The following is a 20,109-nucleotide window of genomic DNA, read 5'->3' as shown; positions in this document are numbered from 1 at the left end:
TATTTAGCCGGCTCTATGTACCGATAGTCTGAATTTGCGACAGCTTGATGCTGCCCATGCCGCCAGAAAGATTGAGCAGCATTTCGCCGCCGGTCTGGCTCAAGGTCACGCTGGTGACCGTGGCCGGCAGCGAGGTTTTCAAAGCCACCGGATCACCGGCGTCATTCTTGGTGCTGGCCGCGAAGGTGTAGGTGCCAGAATCAAGCTGCTCGCCCGCTTCGTTCTTGCCGTCCCAGATAAAGTCCGACTTGCCGGCGCTCTGGGCGCCCAGATCGATGGTCTTGACCAGGTTGCCGTCCTTGTCGGTGACCTTGACGGTGACGTTGCCCACCGACGCACCCACGGCAACCGAGCCGGTAAAGCTCTTGCTGGTGTCGACCATGGCCTTGTTGGTTTCAATAATTACCGAACGCCCCACCAGCGACGAGGCTTGCAGCGCCTGCGACGACTTGTAGTTACCGGTGATGGTGTTCACCGAATCGTTCAAGGTGTTGATGCCTTCCAGGCTGCTGAACTGCGCCAGTTGCGCCACGAACGCGCCGTTGTCCTGGGGCGACAGCGGGTTCTGGTTCTTCAGCTGGGTGACCAGCAGTTGCAGGAATGCATCCTTGCCCAGGGACTGGTTGCCCGAGGCCGCCTTGGCGGTATCGGCCAGGTTGCCCTGGCTGGACTTGGCATCCTTGACCTTGGAGTCGAACAGACTCTGGATCGTCGATTGACTCGACACATCGTTAGTGACGGACATTCTTTAGCGCCCCTTATCACTGACCGAGGGTCAGGACCTTCTGCATCATGGCTTTGGCGGTGTTCATCATTTCCGCGTTGGTCTGGAACGAACGACTGGCGGAAATCATGTCTGCCATTTCCTCGACCACGTTGACGTTGGGGTAGTACACGTAGCCCTTTTCGTTCGCGGCAGGATGATTGGGTTCGTAGCGCGCATCGAGGTTGCTCTGGTCTTCGACCACACCCAACACCTGTACGCCCTGGCCGGCAGCATCCTGGCTCTGGAACAAAGAATCGCTGCCGCCGTTCTGACCGGCCTGGAACATGGTGGCGAACACCGGATGCCGGGCGCGGTAGGTCTGGTCGATGCTCGACGAGACCGTCTCGGCGTTGGCAATGTTACTGGCGACCGTGTTCAGACGCGTGGTCTGGGCGCTCATGCCACTACCGGCAATATTGAAAACACTGGATAGAGACATGGCTTACTCTCCGCGCAGGGCTGACATCAGCCCTTTGAATTTGCTGTTGAGCAGGGTGAAGCTGGCCTGGAAGTTCACCGAGTTCTCGGCGTAGTTCGATTGCTCCAACTGCGCATCGACGGTGTTCTGGTCGATCGACGGCTGCATCGGCGTGCGATACATCAGCGACTCATCGCCACTGCTCAGGCCCTGCGCTTCGATATGACGGTTATTGGTCATGTTCAAGGCGAAGGAGCCGTTCTTGGTCTTGTCGCTCTGTGCGGCGAGCACGGCGGCAAAGTCCAGGTCCCGAGCCTTGTAGTTCGGGGTGTCGGCGTTGGCGATGTTGTTAGCCAGGACTTCGGCACGCTGGGCGCGGAAGCCCAGGGCCTGTTCGTGGATACCGAGCGCTTTATCGAAGCTGATGCTCATGGCGGAAACCTTTAGGGGCTGACCTGCTTTTCGTAACAGGGATATAGCAAGCGCCATGCCAGGTTTATCAAGCCCAATAAATCAAGGGGTTAGGTAGAGGTTGCCGCCGGCAATGGCGGAAAAGCGGCAAGCGCTTTCCGCGAAACGTCAGGAAAGCGGCAATGGGGAGTTGCCGCTTTCCAAGGTCTGACACAAAAAAATGTGGGAGCGGCGGTGCGACGGTTCGACTTGCTCGCGAAGGGCGCACTTCAGTGTGTCAGTCAGCTATCAACCAACTTCACTACCGCCTTCGCGAGCAAGCCCGCTCCCACACAAGCCCCACCCCAAATGTTGGGTGGGGTGTTATTTAGCCTGGTAGATAATACCGGGGCTGCACTGCACCATCTGGTAGTGATCCGGCAAGCCGTTCAACGCTTCGGACGCGCCGAGGAACAGATAGCCACCGCGCTTGAGGGTGCCGTGGATGCGCAGCAGGATGTCCTTCTTCACTTCAGCCGAGAAGTAGATCAATACGTTGCGGCAAAACACGATGTCGAATTTGCCGAGGCTGGCGTAGCTGTCCAGCAGGTTGAACGAGCGGAACTCCACACGGCTCTTGATCGGCGCCTTGACCGCCCAGCGCCCGGCGCCCTTGGGGTCGAAGTAACGCTGCAGGCGCTCCTGGGACAGGCCGCGACCCAGGGCGAGGCTGTCGTATTCGCCGGTCTTGCAGTTGGTCAGCATGGTGCCGGACAAATCAGTGGCAACAATTTGCACACCCGCTTTCAACTGGCCCATGTTGGTCCGCTCGAACTCATCGATGGACATCGACAGCGAATAGGGTTCCTGCCCCGACGAACACGCCGCCGACCAGATGCGCAAGCGCTGGCCGGGGCTGGCCTTGATGGCCTCGGGCAATACCTTGTTCTTGAGCACCTCGAAGGGGTAGGTATCACGAAACCACAGGGTTTCGTTGGTGGTCATGGCATCGACCACCATCTCCTTCAACCCGCTGCGCGGTTGACCCTGGATGCGCTGCACCAACTCGCCCAGGGACTTGATGCCCTGCTGTTCCATCAATTTGTTGAGACGGCTTGATACCAGGTATTGCTTGTTTTCACCGAGCAATATGCCACAGGCTTTTTCCAGGAATACCCGGAACTGTTCGAAATCCAAATTACCCGTAGACAATGAAACCGCCTCTTAACTCGTGTGACCGCCAGGGAGAAAGCCCCTAGCCGTGATCTGCAGATTTGATCCGTTCGACGACCCGGGAAGCCAGGTCATCTGGACGGAATTTGGCCAGGAAGTCATCGGCACCGACCTTCTTGACCATTGCCTGGTTGAATACACCGGACAATGAAGTATGCAGGATGATATGCAATTTTTGCATGCGTGGGTCGTTACGTATCTCGGCCGTGAGGGTGTAGCCGTCCATTTCCGGCATCTCGATGTCGGAAATCATCATCAGGAATTCTTCTTCCGGCTTCTTGCCTTCGTCCACCAGCTTGCGCAGATAGTCCAGGGCCTGGCGGCCGTCATTGAGTGCCACTACTTCGACACCAACGGTCTGCAGGCAACGGGACACCTGCTTGCGTGCCACAGAGGAGTCATCCACCGTCAACACCCGCAGGGACACGGCCTTCTGCTGGGTCTGCTCATCCACCACACCCACCGAAATATGCTCCGAAGTGGGCGCCACCTCTGCGAGGATCTTCTCCACGTCGATGATTTCCACCAACTGGTTATCGACCCGCGTCACTGCCGTGAGGTAGTGATCACGCCCGGTGCCCTTGGGTGGTGGATGGATCTCTTCCCAGTTCATGTTGACGATACGTTCCACCGAGCGCACCAGGAAACCCTGGGTCTTGGTGTTGTACTCGGTGATGATCACAAACGGACTCTCGCGGTCTTGCAAACCGGCAGAACCGGTGGCCATCGCCAGGTCAAGAATCGGAATCGTCGAGCCACGGATGTTGGCCACGCCACACACCACCGGGTTGGACTTGGGCATTATGGTGAGTTTGGGGCATTGCAGCACCTCCCGCACCTTGAAGACGTTGATGCCATATAGCTGCTTGCCATCGAGTCGAAACAGCAACAACTCCAGGCGATTCTGCCCTACCAGCTGTGTGCGCTGGTTCACTGAATCCATTACACCCGCCATGCCCAGACTCCTACGCTACAAAACTTACGGGTACGACGCGCACCCAACACGAAACGGCACGCGCTTTGCTTTTTATTGGCCATGGACATCAAAACGACAGTTTCCCGACGCCTTCGCTCGCCACAGTACCGCAGATTGCTCTGTGCCTGGATGGCGTTGCTTGCCTTGGGCGCAGGCCATCAGGCCCGTGCCGACAACGTCACCTTGCCTGATCTGCTTATCGGCGTCACTCAAGGCTTTCTTGAGTTCACTGTAGAAGATTATCTGGCGACCACCCAGACACCGGGCCGTTATGAAATCCAGGTCAACCAGTTGGACCCGCGTTTGCGCATGCCCATGTGCGACAAGGAATTGACAGGCTCCCTGGAAAGCCCCGCCCAGCCCATCGGCCGCGTGACCGTGCGCGTGCGCTGCGACGGCAGCTCGCCCTGGACGGTGTTTGTGCCGGCCCAGGTCCGCCTGTTTCGCGACGTCGTGACCGTCACACGCCCGCTCAAGCGTACCGGCATCATCGGTTTTGAAGACGTAGCCCTGCGTGAGCGGGATATCAGCCAGATCAGCCAGGGTTACCTCACCTCCGTCGATCAGGCCGTTGGGCAGAGACTGACCCGACCAATGGTCACCGACCAGGTCATTACCCTGGTTCACCTGGAACAGGCCGAAGTGGTGCGCAAGGGTGACCATGTGGTGATATCCGCCAGCAGCGGCGGCCTGAACGTGAAAATGCCGGGGGAAGCCCTGGCCAACGGCGGGATGAGCGAACAGATTCGCGTGAAGAACCTCAACTCCAAGCGCGTGATCAAGGCCCGGGTGACAGCCCCTGGCCAGGTGGAGGTGGCTTTATAGATCACTGGCGTGGGACGCTGGCTTTTCCTACACTGTGCGCATGATCTCGCTATGCACAGGTTTATTGTCGATCGAGCCTAAAGTTTGTCCGGGTATGGCCGAAAACATGGCAAGCGTCCAAATACCCAGAGGTTTTTTAACATGGTCATTGATTTCAGCCGATTGAACGGCGCCCAGGCAACGCCCGGCGGCACGCGTACCAACGCGGCCAAGGACAGCGTTGAAGCCAAGGCCCCGGCACTGCCTGCCAAGGCAGAACAAACCGCTTCGACCCAAAGTGGCGAATCGGTGCATTTGAGCAACGAGGCTCAACAGTTGCAGAAGATCACGGACTCGCTGCGCGATCAGCCAGTTGTCAATAAAGCCCGCGTGGCCGAATTGAAACAGGCGATTGCCGATGGCAGCTATCAGATCGACAACGACCGTTTAGCCGGCAAAATCATCAAAGCCGAGCGCTAGGCCAAGGCCTGCGCCAGGCTTTTGGACGCTTAAACCCCAAGGCCAGCCATGCACGACGAAAATCTGCTGCAACTGATCAACGAAGACCTGGCTCCGGCGCAACACCTGCTGGAGCTGCTTCAAGAAGAATTCGTGGCCCTCTATGGCCGCGATATGCGCCTGCTGGAAGATATCCTGGCACGCAAGCAATCGCTGATCATCCTGCTCGAACAGCACGGCCAGAAGCGCAGCCAGATCCTGCTCAGCCTGGGCCTGCCCGCTGACCACAGCGGCCTGGAACAGTTGGCCAGCCATTCGTCGGTCGGCGACCAGTTGCTGGCCCAGAGCGCAGCGCTCAATCAGTTGTTGATCAGTTGCCAAGAGGCCAATGTGCTCAATGGCCAGTCGATCCAACTGCAGCAAGCTACCACCGCCAACCAGTTGCGCATCCTGCATGGTGGCGAACCTCCAGCACTGTATAACGCCCAAGGCTCCACCTCACGGCTGGTCAAGCCCAGCACCCTCAGCCAAGCCTGACGCCGGTTTATCGCGCGCCCTATCAAGGCACGCCACATGCTGGCAAAATGCCGGTTCTTGCGTGTAGTCGTATTTTGTCTGGAGATGGAAGAACCGTGTTCAACACCCTTAGCGCGGAAGATGCTCCGCAGCCACCCAAGGTCCTCACCACCCCTCTGGAAATTGCCAGCACCCTGCGGCTGCTGCAAGAGAGCCACGACCCGCTGATCATTACCTTCCACGAACGCAACCAGCGCTTCCAGAGCTACCTGGTGGATGTCGACAAGGACAGCAAGACCCTGAGCCTGGACGAAATGATCCCGCCCGAAGGTGAACGCTACCTGGAGAATGGCGAAGCGTTTCGTATCGAAGGCTTTCATGAAGGTGTACGCGTGGCCTGGGACAGCAATGGCACCCTGACCATTGGCGCAAAGGACGGCCACCGCATCTACAAGGGCAGCCTGCCGGAAGAAGTGGTCTACCATCAGCGGCGCAATGCCTTTCGTGCGGCATTGAAGCTGGCACAACTGGTGAATATCGAATTGGGCGGCGAGAAACTCAAGGCGCCCATCAGCGGCAAGTTGCTGGATATCTCCGCCACCGGCTGCAAACTGCGCTTTGAAGGCGACATCTCCGAGCGCCTGCAACTGGGCCAGGTCTACGACCGTTTCATCGCCGCCCTGCCCTTTGGCAGCATGACCACCGCGGTGGAGTTGCGTTACCTGCACTTTGAAGAAAGGATCAACACCACCTTTGCCGGCGTGCGCTTCCACAACATGAGCGGCCTGGTGCAGCGCCAGGTCGAGCGTTTTGTCTACCAACTGCAGCGCGAGGCGCGACGGTTCGATAAAGACGACGACATGTAAACGTCGAACCATCGGCATAAAAAACGGGCAGCTCCTTTGGGAACTGCCCGTTTTTTATGCTTCAAGGGCGGGCGCGGCTCAGGTCATGCGGATGATCATCCGGGTCGGGATGCTCCGGCGGCTCGGGCTCGGGTTGCGGCGCAACTTCAGGCTCGGCCTCGGGCTCAGGCACGGCGGTTTGCATCTGGTCCTGGACCACCTGTTCATCGACACGCGGGTCGAGGGCGGCGACCAATGGCGAGCTGGACATGCTGTCGGGCATCGCCACGTGATGCAGCGGCGCGTCGTCCACCTGATGCAGGTTGGTCACAGCCTTGGGTCGAATGCGCCAGACCAAGATCAATGCGCACAAGCTGAAGAACGCATAGAGCATCTGGTTGCCAAACAGCTTCATGACCACACCCGCCAGCAACGGCCCGATACTCGCCCCCACACCGTAGGTCACCAGCAACATTGCCGTGAGGGACACCCGGCGATCACCTTCGACATGGTCGTTGGAAAACGCCACGGCCAGTGGATAGAGGCAGAACTGCACCAATGAACACAGGAAGCCGGCGATAAACAGTACTTCCAGCGGCACCTGGGTCATGATCGCCAGCGGCAACGCAGCCACCGCCAGGGCCAGGGCGAAACAGCGAATCAGCAACGCACGGTCATACCGATCCGACAGCCAGCCCAACGGCCATTGCACCAACAGTCCGGCAAAAATGCAGCTACCCATGAACAGACCGACCTGCTCGGTACTCAGCCCCTGCTGAGCCGCATACAGTGGCGCCAGGCCGTAGAAGGAACCGACGATCAGACCTGCCCCCAACACCGTACTCAGGGACTGCGGCACGCGCTTGATAAAGAAGCGCGGCTCCATCGGCGCCGGATGCAAAGGCGCAGGGTGAATACGCCGGGTCATGGCAACCGGCACCAGGCACAAGGCAAAACACAATGCCACCAGCATCAGCAGCTCAAGCCCCAACTGAGGGTGCATGACCAGAATCAACTGGCCCAGCACCAGGCCCAGGTACGACGCGATCATATAACCGCTGAACACCACGCCGCGCTGCTTGGCATCCGCCTGTTCGTTGAGCCAGCTCTCGATGACCATGTACTGGCACATCATGCCCAGGCCGACAATGATCCGCAGGACGATCCAGGCCGGCAGCCAATCCACCAGGCCATGACCCAGCACCGCCGCGCCGACGATCCCGGCGCAAGTGGCATAGGCACGGATATGCCCGACCCGGGCGATCAGGCGATGCCCGATCTTGCCACCCAGCACCAGGCCAAAATAGTTGGCGGCCATCAGCGCACCGACCCACAGGCTGTCGACGTTATCCGCCGCCAGGCGCAGGGCCAGGTAAGTACTGAGCAGGCCGGAGCCGATCAGCATCATCAAGGAAGCGAAATAAAGGGCTCGAAAAGATTTCCAGATCTGGCGCATCGGCGGTCCGAGCGGCTCCTTGCAGTGGGTGTCAGGCTATTCAGACTAGCCTGAGGGCGAAGCGTCGTTAAACCCAGGTACCCAACTACATCGGCACCCAGGGGTATTTTGATCCGGCAAACCTCGCGATCGTCGAAGCATGCAGCCTTCGATGAACTCGAGACCCAACAGTTCCTTCGCTGTTCAGATACGTGTCAGACGCACCTAGACAGGAGGCGAGGTACAAGGTTTTGACAATATATCTCGCCAACCCGCCCGAAGGCACTGGCCAGACGGCTAAGAAAACTGGCCCCCACAAAAAAACCCCGCCAGAGCGATCTGGTCGGGGTTCTTTCACGTCACGGCCGGTTAGGCGGCGCAACTGCAGATGGTGTCCCAGGGCCGGTTCGAACGGCCAACCTTCCCCTTAGGAGGGGGATGCTCTATCCAATTGAGCTACTGGGACTAATGACAGGCGCAGAGCCAAATTGCACTGCGACAGACGGCGTGCATGTTAACGGCCAAGGTGAGTTTTGTCATGTCGTCCGTCAGCTTTTTAGGCGTAAGACTCCACCACTCCATACCCACGGCCGGCCCAGGTCCACAGGGCTGCCAAGTCTCATCGTGCAAAATGCACTAACACAAAAGGCCATCATTGCATCTTGCAACGAGCAGCACTTGCGAAACGTTTATAAGCTATTGTTTTTAAAGAATTTTTATCGAATTAGAAGCTGGCACGATGACTGCACTCTTTACCTTATCAATCTGTCCTGCACATGAACACGGGGAAACACCCATGAACAGCACCCTCCTGCTTCTGAACGCACTGGCCCTGGCCGTCCTGGTGATGTTCCAGTTCCAGAACAGTAGCGACAGCGATGCGGCACAGCTCAGCCACACAGGCAGCCACCAGACCCAGCAGCGAGCACAATTGGCGGTGATGACAGCCAATGGCCAACCCTCTGTCCAACTGGCACAGGGTGCGCAGGCCACCAGCACTTCTGAACACTGGATTTTCTAAGCGAGCCGATCATGACCAAGACCACCTGGTTGCTTCTTTCCCTGACAATCGCCACCGGTATCCTGGGGTTCAACGCAACGTCGAATTATTGGCAGATCCTTTCTCTGGGCGCCTGCGCCGTCTTCGCCAGCGCATGGGTGATTGCCGCGATTGTCGGGCGCCGCTTCAAATTCGACCCGGTCCTACGCTGAATAGCCGATTCACCCTCCTCGCTCCAGCCCCCGCCTATCGCCCGACCTTATGTCGCCTCGGCTCGCAAATCGGCCATTTGCCACTAGTCTTAAAATTAAGGGCAAAAGGCCACATTGCTATAGGATGTGCGCCCGAAAACCCTCTCGCGTCGAGAGCCCGCGCCGCGTTTACGGCGTGGAAAAGTTTTCCAACCAGTCCGCAAATTTGAAAATGAGTACTGGCATAACGCCTTTAGTAAGTTCAATATTTGTCACAGAATTGACGCCAAGGAACCGGCAAATTTGAGGCATGATGCGGCCTCTTTGCAATTCAGGTTGAACATTTGTTCGCAAGCCTTGTCCTAACACACATCTTGCGGCCAATTCCAAAAACCGCTCCCCTGAACTAACCGGTTAAATATATGCGCCCATTGAAACAGGCAATTTATTCCAGCCGTACGGCTGACAAGTTCGTCGTACGTCTGCCAGACGGAATGCGGGAACGCATTGCCGAGGTGGCTCGCAATCATCACCGCAGCATGAACTCTGAAATCATCGCGCGCATGGAGCAAAGCCTTATTCAGGAAGGCGCGTTGGGTGACGAACTGAGCATGCGCATGGACAGCCCGGAGCTGTCACTGCACGAACGCGAGCTGCTGCAGCGGTTTCGCCAACTGTCCCACCGTCAGCAAAATGCGCTTGTGTCGCTGATTGCCCATGACGTCGAGGCAGCCGCAGAAGCCGAATAATCGGCAACTGAAAGCTGAAGCCAGCCTTGCGCTGGCTTTTTTTTGCCTGGAATTTAGGGACGACGCGCGAAAACCAAGGGGACCGATTTTCTATTGGTGCCCGACGTTATCGTTAACGATTTTCGCGAGCAAGCTCGCTCCTACAGAAGTGGGAGCGAGCTGCGGGTCAGAGCAGGAAGATCGTCGCCAAGCCCAGGAAGATGAAGAAGCCACCACTGTCGGTCATGGCGGTGATCATCACACTGGCGCCCATCGCAGGGTCGCGCCCAAGGCGTGCCAGGGTCATGGGGATCAATACCCCCATCAACGCTGCCAGCAACAGGTTGAGCGTCATGGCCGCTGTCATGACCACCCCCAGGGACCAACTGCCATACAGCAGATAGGCCACCACACCAATGACACCACCCCACACCAGGCCATTGATCAGACCCACCGCCAATTCCTTGCGCATCAAGCGCGAAGTATTGCCCGTACTCACCTGATCCAGGGCCATCGCCCGTACGATCATGGTGATGGTCTGGTTACCCGAGTTGCCGCCAATACCCGCCACGATGGGCATCAGCGCTGCCAACGCCACCAGCTTCTCGATAGAGCCCTCAAACAGGCCAATCACCCGCGATGCAATGAACGCAGTGACCAGGTTGACCGCCAGCCACGCCCAACGGTTACTCAGGGATCGCCAGACTGACGCAAAAATATCTTCCTCTTCACGCAGACCCGCCATGTTGAGGACTTCGTTTTCGCTTTCTTCACGGATCAGGTCGACCATCTCGTCAATGGTCAAACGGCCGATAAGCTTGCCGTTCTTGTCGACCACCGGGGCCGAGATCAAGTCATAACGCTCAAATGCCTGGGCGGCATCATAGGCATCTTCATCAGGATGAAAACTGACCGGGTCGCTGGCCATGACCTCGGCCACCTGCTTGTCTGGATCATTGACCAGCAAGCGCTTGATCGGCAGCACGCCCTTGAGGATGCCTTCATAGTCGACCACAAACAGCTTGTCTGTGTGCCCCGGCAGTTCCTTGAGGCGCCGCAGGTAACGCAGGACAACTTCCAGGCTGACATCCTCACGGATGGTCACCATTTCGAAGTCCATCAGCGCACCGACCTGCTCCTCGTCATAGGACAACGCGGAGCGCACTCGCTCACGCTGCTGGCCGTCGAGGGTCTCCATCAGCTCATGGACAACATCACGGGGCAGTTCAGGGGCCAGGTCGGCCAGCTCGTCGGCGTCCATCTCCTTGGCCGCAGCCAGGAGCTCGTGATCGTCCATGTCGGCGATCAGGGTCTCACGCACCGAGTCGGATACTTCAAGGAGGATGTCGCCATCGCGATCAGCCTTGACCAACTGCCAAAGCGTCAGACGGTCGTCCAGCGGCAGGGCTTCAAGGATGTAGGCAACGTCGGCAGAGTGCAGGTCATCGAGCTTGCGCTGCAATTCGACGAGATTCTGCCGGTGGACCAGGTTCTCGACCCGGTCATGATGAGGACCTTCCTGGCGATGGGTCAGATCTTCGACCACACGCTGGCGATGCAGCAGCTCGACGACTTGCGCCAGGCGATCCTGCAGGCTTTCTTGTGTTTTCTTTACTTCTACTTCGGTCATAGGCGAACTCCACTCCCAGCAGCGGGGCACGCCGGAAGGATCAATCAGTCAATTCATGATTGGTAAAACGGGGTACTGAGTAACTACTGGGTAAGTCCATGGAGGTATTCCACAAGCCCCGGCGGGGCTGACGGGCGCAATGATACACGTTGCGCCCGCTTTAAACGTTAAAAAACTGGAAAGAACAAGCGCTTGCGCAGCAAAGCTGAGTATTGGCCGCACGTATGAAACTGCGACGACACCGACAGAAAAGAAAACACATAGGCGAGAGAAAAACATGCGCGACCGAGATAGGCCCAACAAAAAACACTCGACCCGCAACAGGAAAATAAAAACCCCAGACGGCAAAAAGCCCGCACTAGGCGGGCTTTTTGTTTGTATGGTGCACTCGACAGGATTCGAACCTGTGACCGCTCGGTTCGTAGCCGAGTACTCTATCCAGCTGAGCTACGAGTGCAGATTGTGGTTTTATACCAGATCACAACTGGTTGGAGCCAAGTTACCTGCATTGCTGCAACTAACTCTTAAATGGTGCACTCGACAGGATTCGAACCTGTGACCGCTCGGTTCGTAGCCGAGTACTCTATCCAGCTGAGCTACGAGTGCATTTGTTGCCGCGCATTATAGGCCGTTCAATCTCTATGTAAAGCTATTTTTTCGTTTAATTTCAACAACTTAGCGAAAAAACCAGATTGCAACGTACTAAGCAAATAATGGCGGAGAACGGGGGATTCGAACCCCCGACACCCTTTTGAGGTGTACTCCCTTAGCAGGGGAGCGCCTTCGGCCACTCGGCCAGCTCTCCGCAACACGGGGCGTATATTAACCAGCTTCATCCCCGTTTGCAAACATAAAAAACGATAAAAATTAATGGCTTGGTTCGTCGTCCTTCTCTTTCTTGATCCGCAGGTAGATTTCCTCACGGTGGACGGCCACCTCTTTGGGGGCATTGACCCCAATCCGCACTTGATTGCCTTTGACGCCAAGCACGGTCACGGTGATTTCGCCATCACCAATAATCAGGCTTTCTGCGCATCGACGAGTCAGAATCAGCATACCTTTCTCCTCACGCATTTCATTTCGGGAACAACAGTCTGCAAAAAAAGGCCTTGGCCCCATGACCCAGCGGCCATGACCCTACATGCCTAAGTATTGTCGAGCGCGGACAAAAGAACAGGCCTGCACCCTCACCCGACAAAAAAGAAAGGCGCGGATCAACCGCGCCTTCCTGGCAACGCGTTACTCGCCCTGTCGAGCCGGCGCGTCCAGTTCGAAAGCGGTATGCAGTGCACGCACAGCCAGCTCCAGGTACTTCTCTTCGATCACCACCGACACCTTGATCTCCGAGGTGGAGATCATCTGGATATTGATGGTTTCCTTGGCCAGGGACTCGAACATGCGGCTGGCAACACCCGCATGGGAGCGCATGCCCACACCTACGATCGACACCTTGGCGATCTTGGTGTCGCCCACCACCTCACGGGCGCCGATCTCCTTGGCAGTGTTCTGCAGGATACGTTCGGCCGCGTCGTACTCGTTGCGGTGCACGGTGAAGGTGAAGTCGGTGGTGTTATCGTGCGCAACGTTCTGCACGATCATGTCGACTTCAATGTTCGCGCCACTGATCGGCCCAAGAATCTTGAATGCCACGCCCGGGGTGTCTGGCACGCCACGGATGGTCAGCTTGGCTTCATCGCGATTAAAGGCGATGCCGGAAATGATCGGCTGTTCCATGGATTCCTCTTCATCAATAGTAATGAGGGTGCCCGGACCCTCTTTAAAGCTGTGCAATACGCGCAGCGGTACGTTGTACTTGCCGGCGAACTCCACCGCACGGATCTGCAGCACCTTGGAGCCGAGGCTGGCCATTTCCAGCATCTCTTCGAAGGTGATCTTGTCCAGGCGCTGGGCCACGGACACCACGCGCGGATCGGTAGTGTAGACGCCATCCACATCCGTGTAGATCTGGCATTCGTCAGCCTTCAAGGCCGCCGCCAGCGCCACACCAGTGGTGTCGGAGCCACCACGGCCCAAGGTCGTGATATTGCCGTGCTCGTCAACGCCCTGGAAACCGGCGACAACCACTACGCGACCGGCCTTCAGGTCACCACGAATCTTCTGGTCGTCAATCTGCAGGATGCGCGCCTTGGTATGCGCGCTGTCTGTCAGGATCCGTACCTGAGTGCCAGTGTAGGACACCGCCGGAACGCCACGCTTGTTCAGCGCCATGGCCAACAGGGCAATGGTCACCTGCTCGCCCGTGGACACGATCACATCCAGCTCACGTGCCAGCGGAGCTTGATCACCACTGATTTGCTTGGCCAGCTCGATCAGGCGATTGGTCTCGCCGCTCATGGCCGACAGCACCACAACCAGGTCGTCGCCCGCATCGCGGAATTTCTTAACCTTGTCGGCGACCTGCTCGATTCTTTCGACAGAGCCGACCGAGGTGCCTCCAAATTTCTGTACGATCAAAGCCATTTCTAAGCCGCCTCAGCCCGTAAAGGGGCGCCCAATAAACAAATCTTCCAGTACCTAGGCAAGCCCATGCCTTAAGCATGGGCCCGCCGACAGCGCCTTAAATACCGGCTTCGACAAATGGCACGGTCAGGGCCAGCGCCGCGTCCAGGGCTCCAGCGTCTACACCACCGCCTTGCGCCATGTCCGGACGACCGCCGCCCTTGCCGCCCACTGCCGCAGCAGCTTGCTTCATCAAATCACCGGCCTTGAGTTGGCCAGTCAGGTCCTTGGTTACACCGGCAACCAGTACGACCTTTTCCTCATGGACACTGCCGAGCAGGATCACTGCGCGACCGAGCTTGTTCTTCAACTGATCAACCAAGGCCAACAACGCCTTGCCGTCCTGACCGTCCAGGCGTGCGGCCAGAACCTTCACGCCCTTGATGTCCAGTGCCGAGGCCGACAAGTCGTCGCCCGCTGCGCTGGCCGCCTTGGCTTGCAACTGCTCCAGCTGTTTTTCCAGCAGGCGGTTGCGCTCCAGTACGGCAGAGAGCTTGTCGATCAGATTGTCACGGCTGCCCTTGACCAGGGTCGCCGCTTCCTTGAGTTGTTCTTCGGCCGCATTGAGATAGGCCAGGGCCGCAGCACCGGTCACTGCCTCGATACGCCGTACACCGGAAGCCACACCGCCTTCGCTGATGATTTTCAGCAGGCCGATGTCGCCGGTGCGCTTGGCATGGATACCACCGCACAGCTCCACGGAGAAGCTGCCGCCCATGCTCAGTACGCGCACGTTGTCGCCGTATTTCTCGCCGAACAGCGCCATGGCGCCTTTGGCCTTGGCGGTCTCGATGTCGGTTTCTTCGGTTTGCACCGGGGTGTTCTTGCGCACCTCGGCGTTGACGATATCTTCCAGGGCCTTGATCTGCTCAGGCTTGATCGCTTCGAAGTGGCTGAAGTCGAAGCGCAGGCGCTGGCTGTCGACCAACGAACCCTTCTGCTGGACGTGCTCGCCCAGCACCTGGCGCAGCGCGGCGTGCAGCAAGTGGGTGGCCGAGTGGTTCAGCGCAGTGGCGTGGCGCACGTCGGCGTCCACCTGGGTTTCCACTGGCGCGCCCACCAGCAGGCTGCCCGACGCCAGCACACCGTGGTGCAGGAACGCGCCGCCGGTCTTGGTGGTGTCACGCACATCAAAACGACCGGAGGCTGCCTTGAGCACACCACAGTCGCCAATCTGGCCACCGGATTCGGCGTAGAACGGCGTCTGATCAAGGACCACCACGCCCTCATCGCCTTCATTCAACACATCAACCGATTGGCCTTCTTTATAGAGGGCAACCACCTTGGCCGAACCGTTGGTGGCGGTGTAACCGGTAAATTCGGTGGCCACGTCAACCTTCACCAGGCTGTTGTAGTCCATGCCAAAGGAGCTGGCCGAACGTGCGCGCACGCGCTGGGCTTCCATCTCGCGCTCGAAACCGGCCTCGTCGAGGGTCAGGTTGCGCTCGCGGGCGATATCGCCGGTCAGGTCCATCGGGAAGCCGTAGGTGTCGTAGAGCTTGAACACCACATCACCCGGCACCACGTCGCCTTTCAACTCGGCGAGGTCTTGCTCGAGGATTTTCAGGCCCTGCTCCAGGGTCTTGGCGAACTGCTCTTCTTCAGCCTTGAGCACGCGCTCAATGTGCGCCTGGTTCTGGGTGAGCTCGGGGAACGCCTGGCCCATCTCGGCCACCAGGGCCGCGACGATCTGGTAGAAGAAGCTGCCGCTGGCGCCCAGCTTGTTGCCGTGACGGCAGGCGCGACGAATGATGCGACGCAGCACGTAGCCACGGCCTTCGTTGGATGGCAACACGCCATCGGCAATCAGGAAGCCGCAGGAACGGATGTGGTCAGCCACCACTTTGAGCGATGCCTGGTCGTCGTTGGCGCAGCCGATGGCCTTGGCCGCCGCCGCCAGCAGGCTTTGGAACAGGTCGATTTCGTAGTTGGAGTGCACGTGCTGCATCACCGCACTGATCCGCTCAAGGCCCATGCCGGTGTCGACCGACGGCGCTGGCAACGGATGCAACACGCCATCAGCGGTGCGGTTGAACTGCATGAACACGTTGTTCCAGATCTCGATGTAGCGGTCGCCGTCTTCCTCTGGCGAGCCCGGTGGGCCGCCCCAGATGTCGGCGCCGTGATCGTAGAAGATCTCGGTGCACGGGCCGCACGGGCCGGTATCGCCCATGGTCCAGAAGTTGTCGGAGGCGTACGGGGCGCCTTTGTTGTCGCCGATACGCACCATGCGCTCGGCCGGCACGCCGACTTCCTTGGTCCAGATGTCGTAGGCCTCGTCATCGCTGGCGTAGACCGTGACCCAGAGTTTTTCCTTCGGCAGTTTCAGCACGCCAGTGAGGAAGGTCCAGGCGAAGTTGATCGCGTCTTGCTTGAAATAGTCGCCAAAGCTGAAGTTGCCGAGCATTTCGAAAAAGGTGTGGTGACGGGCGGTATAGCCGACGTTTTCCAGGTCGTTGTGTTTACCACCGGCGCGCACGCACTTCTGGCTGCTGACAGCACGGGTGTAGGCGCGTTTTTCCTGGCCCAGGAAGCAGTCCTTGAACTGGTTCATCCCCGCGTTGGTGAACAGCAGGGTTGGGTCATTGCCTGGGATCAAAGAGCTGGAGGAGACACGGGTGTGACCTTGCTCTTCGAAGAAGCGAAGGAAGGCTTCACGGATTTCTGCGCTTTTCATTAGGTTCTTCCACGGAGGCTGCGGCCAAAGGCCAGTGCGCAACATCATCAGACGGAGCGACGGCAAAGGGCCGCATTATATCGGCCCTTTGCCCGTGGTACAGCGTGTTTATACGATAGAAACAGTCAATTAGACGGTCTGCACTGTCATTTCCGGGAAAACTCGACAAATGTCGCCAACACTTGTTCGATCTGTGCCCGGCTGACGTCCAGGTGCGTGACCATGCGCAGGCGCGGCGCCGCACTCAACTTGATCCCGCGCTCCTCGGCAAAGGCTTTCAGCGCCTGGGCCTGCTCGCCGATCTGCACGTAGACCATGTTGGTCTGTACCGGCTCCACGCTATAACCGGCCTTGCGCAGCTCGTCGCCCAACCACAAGGCATTGGCGTGGTCTTCGGCCAGGCGTGCCACCTGATGGTCCAGGGCATACAGCCCCGCCGCCGCCAGCGAACCGGCCTGGCGCATGCCACCGCCGACCATCTTGCGCAAACGGCGAGCCTTGGCGATCAACGCACTGGAGCCGCACAGCACCGAGCCCACCGGCGCGCCAAGGCCCTTGGACAGGCATACCGAGACCGAATCGAAATGCTGGGTAATCTCCCGCGCATCCACATCCAGCTTGACCGCCGCGTTGTACAGGCGCGCGCCGTCCAGGTGCAGGGCCAGGCCATGCTCACGGGTAAACGCGCGTGCGGCAGCCAGGTAGCTGATGGGCAGCACTTTGCCCTGCATGGTGTTTTCCAGGGCCAACAGCCGGGTGCGGGCGAAGTGGAAGTCATCCGGCTTGATCGCTTCTGCGACCTGGGCCAGGTCCAGCGAACCGTCGGCCTGGACTTCCAGGGGCTGCGGCTGGATCGAGCCCAGCACCGCCGCGCCGCCGCCCTCGTATTTGTAGGTGTGGGCTTGCTGGCCGACGATGTATTCCTCGCCCCGCTCGCAGTGAGCCATCAGCGCCAGCAGGTTGCTCATGGTACCGGTAGGCACGAACAGCGCGGCGGCAAAGCCCAGGCGCTTGGCCAGTTCGGCCTCAAGGTGGTTGACGCTGGGGTCTTCACCGTAGACATCATCGCCGCTCGGCGCGCTGGCCATGGCATCGCGCATGCCTGGGGTGGGTTGGGTCACGGTGTCGCTACGAAGATCAATCACGGACATCAAGCTGGCCTCTGCGTGTGGGGAGTTCCCTGTTGTAACCGATTACTGCGGGTATCACGGGCAAATATCAACCCCTGCCCTTGTAGGATTCGGCTTGCCGGCTCCTACAGGGGCTGCCCGCAAACCTGTCGATAGTCGATATCAACAAGCACCCTATGCAGTTTTTCGAAATGTATGGTAAAAACTCTCCGCTGCCAGGGTTCTGGTGGCAACGTTCTCAGGGCGGGGTGTAATTCCCCACCGGCGGTAATTGCGTGCAATACGCATAGCCCGCGAGCGCTTGGCGCCTCGAACTGCTTATGCAGGACGGCGGCAAGGTCAGCAGACCCGGTGTGATCCCGGGGCCGACGGTCATAGTCCGGATGAAGAGAGAACGGGATTGGCGCCTAAGGGCCGTGTGCGAGAAATCATGCCTGGCATGATCGATTCGGCCGTACCCTTAAATCCCATTCGATTCATAACGCCCTGTTTTTTTCATAAACAGGAGTCAGAACATGCAACCCACCGCAATCGACAGCAAGAGCAAAAACCATCACGGTGAGCGCGTCGCGTTTATCCAGGCTTGCTGGCACAAAGATATTGTTGATCAGAGCCGTAAAGGCTTCCTCGCCGAAATGATCGCCCAGGGCTACCAGGAATCGGATATCGATTTCTTTGAAGTCGGCGGCGCCTTTGAAATGCCCCTGCACGCCAAGCTGCTGGCCAAGTCCGGCCGCTACGCCGGCATCGTCGCCGCCGCGCTGGTGGTGGACGGTGGGATCTACCGCCATGAATTCGTCGCGCAATCAGTGGTCAGCGGCCTGATGCAGGTGCAGTTGGAAACTGAAGTGCCAGTGTTCTCGGTGTCCCTCACCCCGCATCATTTCCACGCGGGCAGCGAGCATCACAACTTCTTCTTTGAGCACTTTGTGCACAAGGGCAAGGAAGCCGCGCAGACCTGTGCCGATACTCTGCACAAGATCCGTGCGATCCGCCGCAATGAGCCACGCGCCTTAGCAGTCTAAGCCGCACCGCAAAACCAATTGTGGGAGCGGGCTTGCCCGCTCCCACATTTGGATCTAGACCAGGCCGGCGTCCGTGGTCGGCACAATCAGGATGCCTGCCCGCAAGCCATTCTTGACCTTGGGGTTGGGGAAGATGATGCGCGCGCCCTCCTCCTCGATCACCCAGCGGGTCTTGGCAATGTCCTCGGCCAGCAGATAGCCCTTCTCCAGCGGCGAAAAATTCTCCACGTCCGCCGGCAAATGCAGGGTGAAGGCGTCGCTGTGCTTGATCACTTCCCGGGCCACGCTGAACAACTTCAGGCCGTCCAGGCCGTCGGTGGCCGGCTCGTTGCCTTCGATGATCTGTATGAGGCGGGTTTCCAGGCGCGATACATCCACCCCCTGGTTCTGCCCGAATGGCCGGGCCTTGCCCAACTCCAGGGTGAACGACTCAGCGCCCAGTTGCTCGTAGGTAAACGCGGTGAAGGTAATGGAGGTCTTGTTCTGCAACAGCACCGCTTCCATCCCCGCCGCCCGCAGGCGGGCCAGTTCGGCGCGGGAGTGCTGGCGCCCTTCTTTGAACGGATAAAGCGCGAACTGCTCGATCTTCGAACCGCGAATCGCCGTATGCAGGTCGTAGTGCAAACGACTACGGTCAGGCACGCTGAAGAAGGTACGGGCCAACTGTTCAAGCTCGGCCGCGCGCATCGCTTCCGGGCCGATGCTTTGTTCGTGACGGCCATTGAACAGCCGGTTGACGTCCTGTTCGAGGTAACGCTCGCCACGACGCATGGCCTCGGGGTTACCGAACAGGAACAGAATACGGGTGCGGGGCTTGATCTCCCCACGGGCGATGCCATGCAGCAAGCGGTCGGCCAATTCGATCGGCGCGGTTTCGTTGCCATGGATGCCGGACGACAGCAGCACGTCGGCGCCGTTGTCCCGGGCTTGTGGAGGCCGCACTTCGAGTGCGCCCTCACTGAGCCAGCGCATCTGCACGCCGTCGACAGTCAGTTGAATTTTTTGCGCCGGTTCACGACCGGCGAGGGTCAGTTCAAGCAGTTTGCCGAGGGCGAGCATAGAGCAGCTTCCTTAGTGGTTGCAGCCTGGGCCGTGGACGTGATCGTCGTCATCACCTTCAACATCGGCCGGTTCCATTTCCAGCTGCAGGCTCATCAGGTTGGTGGCCAGGGGACGCATCAGCAGGTTGGCGTATTCGGCATCACCTTCCTCCACATCCACGCCGATCAGCAGTTGGCCACGGCCGTCGTGCTGGATCCAGATTTCCTTGCCCTGCCATACCACGGCCAGGCGAGTGCAGGAGGTTTCCAGCTGGGTGCCGTCGGTGTCTTCAAGGATCAGCTTCAGGGTATCGGTGGTCATAAAT

The 20,109-nt window shown here is 58.7% G+C and carries 21 protein-coding genes, 4 tRNA genes and 1 riboswitch; of the genes, 8 read left to right on the top strand and 17 right to left on the bottom strand.

Annotated elements, in window-relative coordinates; all coding sequences use genetic code 11:
- Positions 1-13 precede the first annotated feature (13 nt).
- The 5 genes from flgD to FIV38_RS17445 form a co-directional block, all read right to left on the bottom strand.
- The gene (gene flgD / locus FIV38_RS17465; RefSeq protein WP_029294490.1) at positions 14-745 is read right to left on the bottom strand and encodes a flagellar hook assembly protein FlgD; all 732 of its coding nucleotides are present in this window, start codon (positions 743-745) and stop codon (positions 14-16) included.
- 16 nt (positions 746-761) lie between these two features.
- The gene (gene flgC / locus FIV38_RS17460; protein ID WP_029294486.1) at positions 762-1,205 is read right to left on the bottom strand and encodes a flagellar basal body rod protein FlgC; all 444 of its coding nucleotides are present in this window, start codon (positions 1,203-1,205) and stop codon (positions 762-764) included.
- A 3-nt stretch (positions 1,206-1,208) separates the two neighbouring features.
- The gene (gene flgB, locus FIV38_RS17455) at positions 1,209-1,616 is read right to left on the bottom strand and encodes a flagellar basal body rod protein FlgB (protein ID WP_057439685.1); all 408 of its coding nucleotides are present in this window, start codon (positions 1,614-1,616) and stop codon (positions 1,209-1,211) included.
- Positions 1,617-1,958: 342 nt separating this feature from the next.
- Positions 1,959-2,786: a protein-glutamate O-methyltransferase CheR gene (gene cheR / locus FIV38_RS17450; protein ID WP_029294484.1), complete on the bottom strand. Its 828-nt coding sequence runs from the start codon at positions 2,784-2,786 to the stop codon at positions 1,959-1,961.
- A gap of 43 nt (positions 2,787-2,829) precedes the next feature.
- Positions 2,830-3,762, bottom strand: a complete 933-nt coding sequence (locus FIV38_RS17445; RefSeq protein WP_029294483.1) for a chemotaxis protein CheV — start codon at positions 3,760-3,762, stop codon at positions 2,830-2,832.
- A gap of 81 nt (positions 3,763-3,843) precedes the next feature.
- Here FIV38_RS17445 and flgA point away from each other — a divergent pair, with 81 nt between their 5' ends.
- The 4 genes from flgA to FIV38_RS17425 all read left to right on the top strand — a co-directional run bounded on the left by flgA (position 3,844) and on the right by FIV38_RS17425 (position 6,428).
- Positions 3,844-4,608 carry a flagellar basal body P-ring formation chaperone FlgA gene (gene flgA / locus FIV38_RS17440; RefSeq protein ID WP_029294482.1) on the top strand — a complete coding sequence of 255 codons (765 nt, stop codon included), beginning with the start codon at positions 3,844-3,846 and terminating at the stop codon, positions 4,606-4,608.
- A 141-nt stretch (positions 4,609-4,749) separates the two neighbouring features.
- Entirely contained in the window at positions 4,750-5,067 is a 318-nt protein-coding gene (gene flgM, locus FIV38_RS17435; RefSeq protein WP_029294481.1) for a flagellar biosynthesis anti-sigma factor FlgM, read from the top strand.
- A 48-nt stretch (positions 5,068-5,115) separates the two neighbouring features.
- On the top strand, positions 5,116-5,583 hold the full coding sequence (locus FIV38_RS17430; protein ID WP_029294480.1) for a flagella synthesis protein FlgN: 468 nt from the start codon (positions 5,116-5,118) through the stop codon (positions 5,581-5,583).
- Positions 5,584-5,678: 95 nt separating this feature from the next.
- On the top strand, positions 5,679-6,428 hold the full coding sequence (locus FIV38_RS17425; protein ID WP_029294479.1) for a flagellar brake protein: 750 nt from the start codon (positions 5,679-5,681) through the stop codon (positions 6,426-6,428).
- A gap of 61 nt (positions 6,429-6,489) precedes the next feature.
- Here the strand turns inward: FIV38_RS17425 and FIV38_RS17420 are convergent, their stop codons facing one another.
- Positions 6,490-7,863 (bottom strand): MFS transporter, encoded by a 1,374-nt coding sequence (locus FIV38_RS17420; protein ID WP_092237633.1) that lies wholly within the window; start codon positions 7,861-7,863, stop codon positions 6,490-6,492.
- 368 nt (positions 7,864-8,231) lie between these two features.
- Positions 8,232-8,308, bottom strand: a tRNA-Arg gene (locus FIV38_RS17415).
- A 330-nt stretch (positions 8,309-8,638) separates the two neighbouring features.
- On the opposite strand from FIV38_RS17415, the gene FIV38_RS17405 reads away from it, so the two are divergent.
- The 3 genes from FIV38_RS17405 to FIV38_RS17390 all read left to right on the top strand — a co-directional run bounded on the left by FIV38_RS17405 (position 8,639) and on the right by FIV38_RS17390 (position 9,782).
- On the top strand, positions 8,639-8,863 hold the full coding sequence (locus tag FIV38_RS17405) for a hypothetical protein (RefSeq protein WP_092237636.1): 225 nt from the start codon (positions 8,639-8,641) through the stop codon (positions 8,861-8,863).
- A gap of 11 nt (positions 8,864-8,874) precedes the next feature.
- On the top strand, positions 8,875-9,054 hold the full coding sequence (locus FIV38_RS17400; protein ID WP_092237639.1) for a PA3371 family protein: 180 nt from the start codon (positions 8,875-8,877) through the stop codon (positions 9,052-9,054).
- A 401-nt stretch (positions 9,055-9,455) separates the two neighbouring features.
- The gene (locus FIV38_RS17390) at positions 9,456-9,782 is read left to right on the top strand and encodes an Arc family DNA-binding protein (RefSeq protein ID WP_029294475.1); all 327 of its coding nucleotides are present in this window, start codon (positions 9,456-9,458) and stop codon (positions 9,780-9,782) included.
- A 166-nt stretch (positions 9,783-9,948) separates the two neighbouring features.
- Here the strand turns inward: FIV38_RS17390 and mgtE are convergent, their stop codons facing one another.
- From mgtE to ltaE, 8 genes are all read right to left on the bottom strand, one after another.
- Complete coding sequence (gene mgtE, locus FIV38_RS17385) at positions 9,949-11,391, bottom strand: magnesium transporter (protein WP_029294474.1); 1,443 nt, start codon at positions 11,389-11,391, stop codon at positions 9,949-9,951.
- A 380-nt stretch (positions 11,392-11,771) separates the two neighbouring features.
- Positions 11,772-11,848: transfer RNA gene (locus FIV38_RS17380), tRNA-Arg, on the bottom strand.
- 72 nt (positions 11,849-11,920) lie between these two features.
- Positions 11,921-11,997: transfer RNA gene (locus tag FIV38_RS17375), tRNA-Arg, on the bottom strand.
- 108 nt (positions 11,998-12,105) lie between these two features.
- Positions 12,106-12,196, bottom strand: a tRNA-Ser gene (locus tag FIV38_RS17370).
- Between the two features lie 62 nt (positions 12,197-12,258).
- A complete protein-coding gene (csrA, locus tag FIV38_RS17365; protein ID WP_003178872.1) occupies positions 12,259-12,447 on the bottom strand; it encodes a carbon storage regulator CsrA in 189 nt (62 codons plus the stop codon).
- Positions 12,448-12,630: 183 nt separating this feature from the next.
- Positions 12,631-13,872 (bottom strand): aspartate kinase, encoded by a 1,242-nt coding sequence (locus FIV38_RS17360; RefSeq protein WP_029294469.1) that lies wholly within the window; start codon positions 13,870-13,872, stop codon positions 12,631-12,633.
- A 97-nt stretch (positions 13,873-13,969) separates the two neighbouring features.
- Positions 13,970-16,588, bottom strand: a complete 2,619-nt coding sequence (gene alaS / locus FIV38_RS17355) for an alanine--tRNA ligase (RefSeq protein ID WP_092237642.1) — start codon at positions 16,586-16,588, stop codon at positions 13,970-13,972.
- A gap of 146 nt (positions 16,589-16,734) precedes the next feature.
- Positions 16,735-17,739: a low-specificity L-threonine aldolase gene (gene ltaE, locus FIV38_RS17350; protein ID WP_092237645.1), complete on the bottom strand. Its 1,005-nt coding sequence runs from the start codon at positions 17,737-17,739 to the stop codon at positions 16,735-16,737.
- A 209-nt stretch (positions 17,740-17,948) separates the two neighbouring features.
- Positions 17,949-18,118, top strand: a riboswitch (FMN riboswitch).
- Between the two features lie 115 nt (positions 18,119-18,233).
- Here ltaE and FIV38_RS17345 point away from each other — a divergent pair.
- Complete coding sequence (locus FIV38_RS17345) at positions 18,234-18,743, top strand: 6,7-dimethyl-8-ribityllumazine synthase (protein ID WP_029294462.1); 510 nt, start codon at positions 18,234-18,236, stop codon at positions 18,741-18,743.
- A 54-nt stretch (positions 18,744-18,797) separates the two neighbouring features.
- Here the strand turns inward: FIV38_RS17345 and astE are convergent, their stop codons facing one another.
- Together astE and FIV38_RS17335 are read right to left on the bottom strand one after the other, a co-directional pair.
- A complete protein-coding gene (gene astE / locus FIV38_RS17340) occupies positions 18,798-19,802 on the bottom strand; it encodes a succinylglutamate desuccinylase (protein ID WP_092237648.1) in 1,005 nt (334 codons plus the stop codon).
- 12 nt (positions 19,803-19,814) lie between these two features.
- On the bottom strand, positions 19,815-20,105 hold the full coding sequence (locus tag FIV38_RS17335) for a hypothetical protein (RefSeq protein ID WP_029294458.1): 291 nt from the start codon (positions 20,103-20,105) through the stop codon (positions 19,815-19,817).
- Between the last annotated feature and the right edge of the window lie 4 nt (positions 20,106-20,109).

The organism is Pseudomonas proteolytica (genome assembly GCF_007858275.1).
Taxonomy (GTDB): domain Bacteria; phylum Pseudomonadota; class Gammaproteobacteria; order Pseudomonadales; family Pseudomonadaceae; genus Aquipseudomonas; species Aquipseudomonas proteolytica.
Note: the sequence above shows the minus strand (reverse complement) of the source record. Positions and strands in the feature narration are given on the sequence as shown.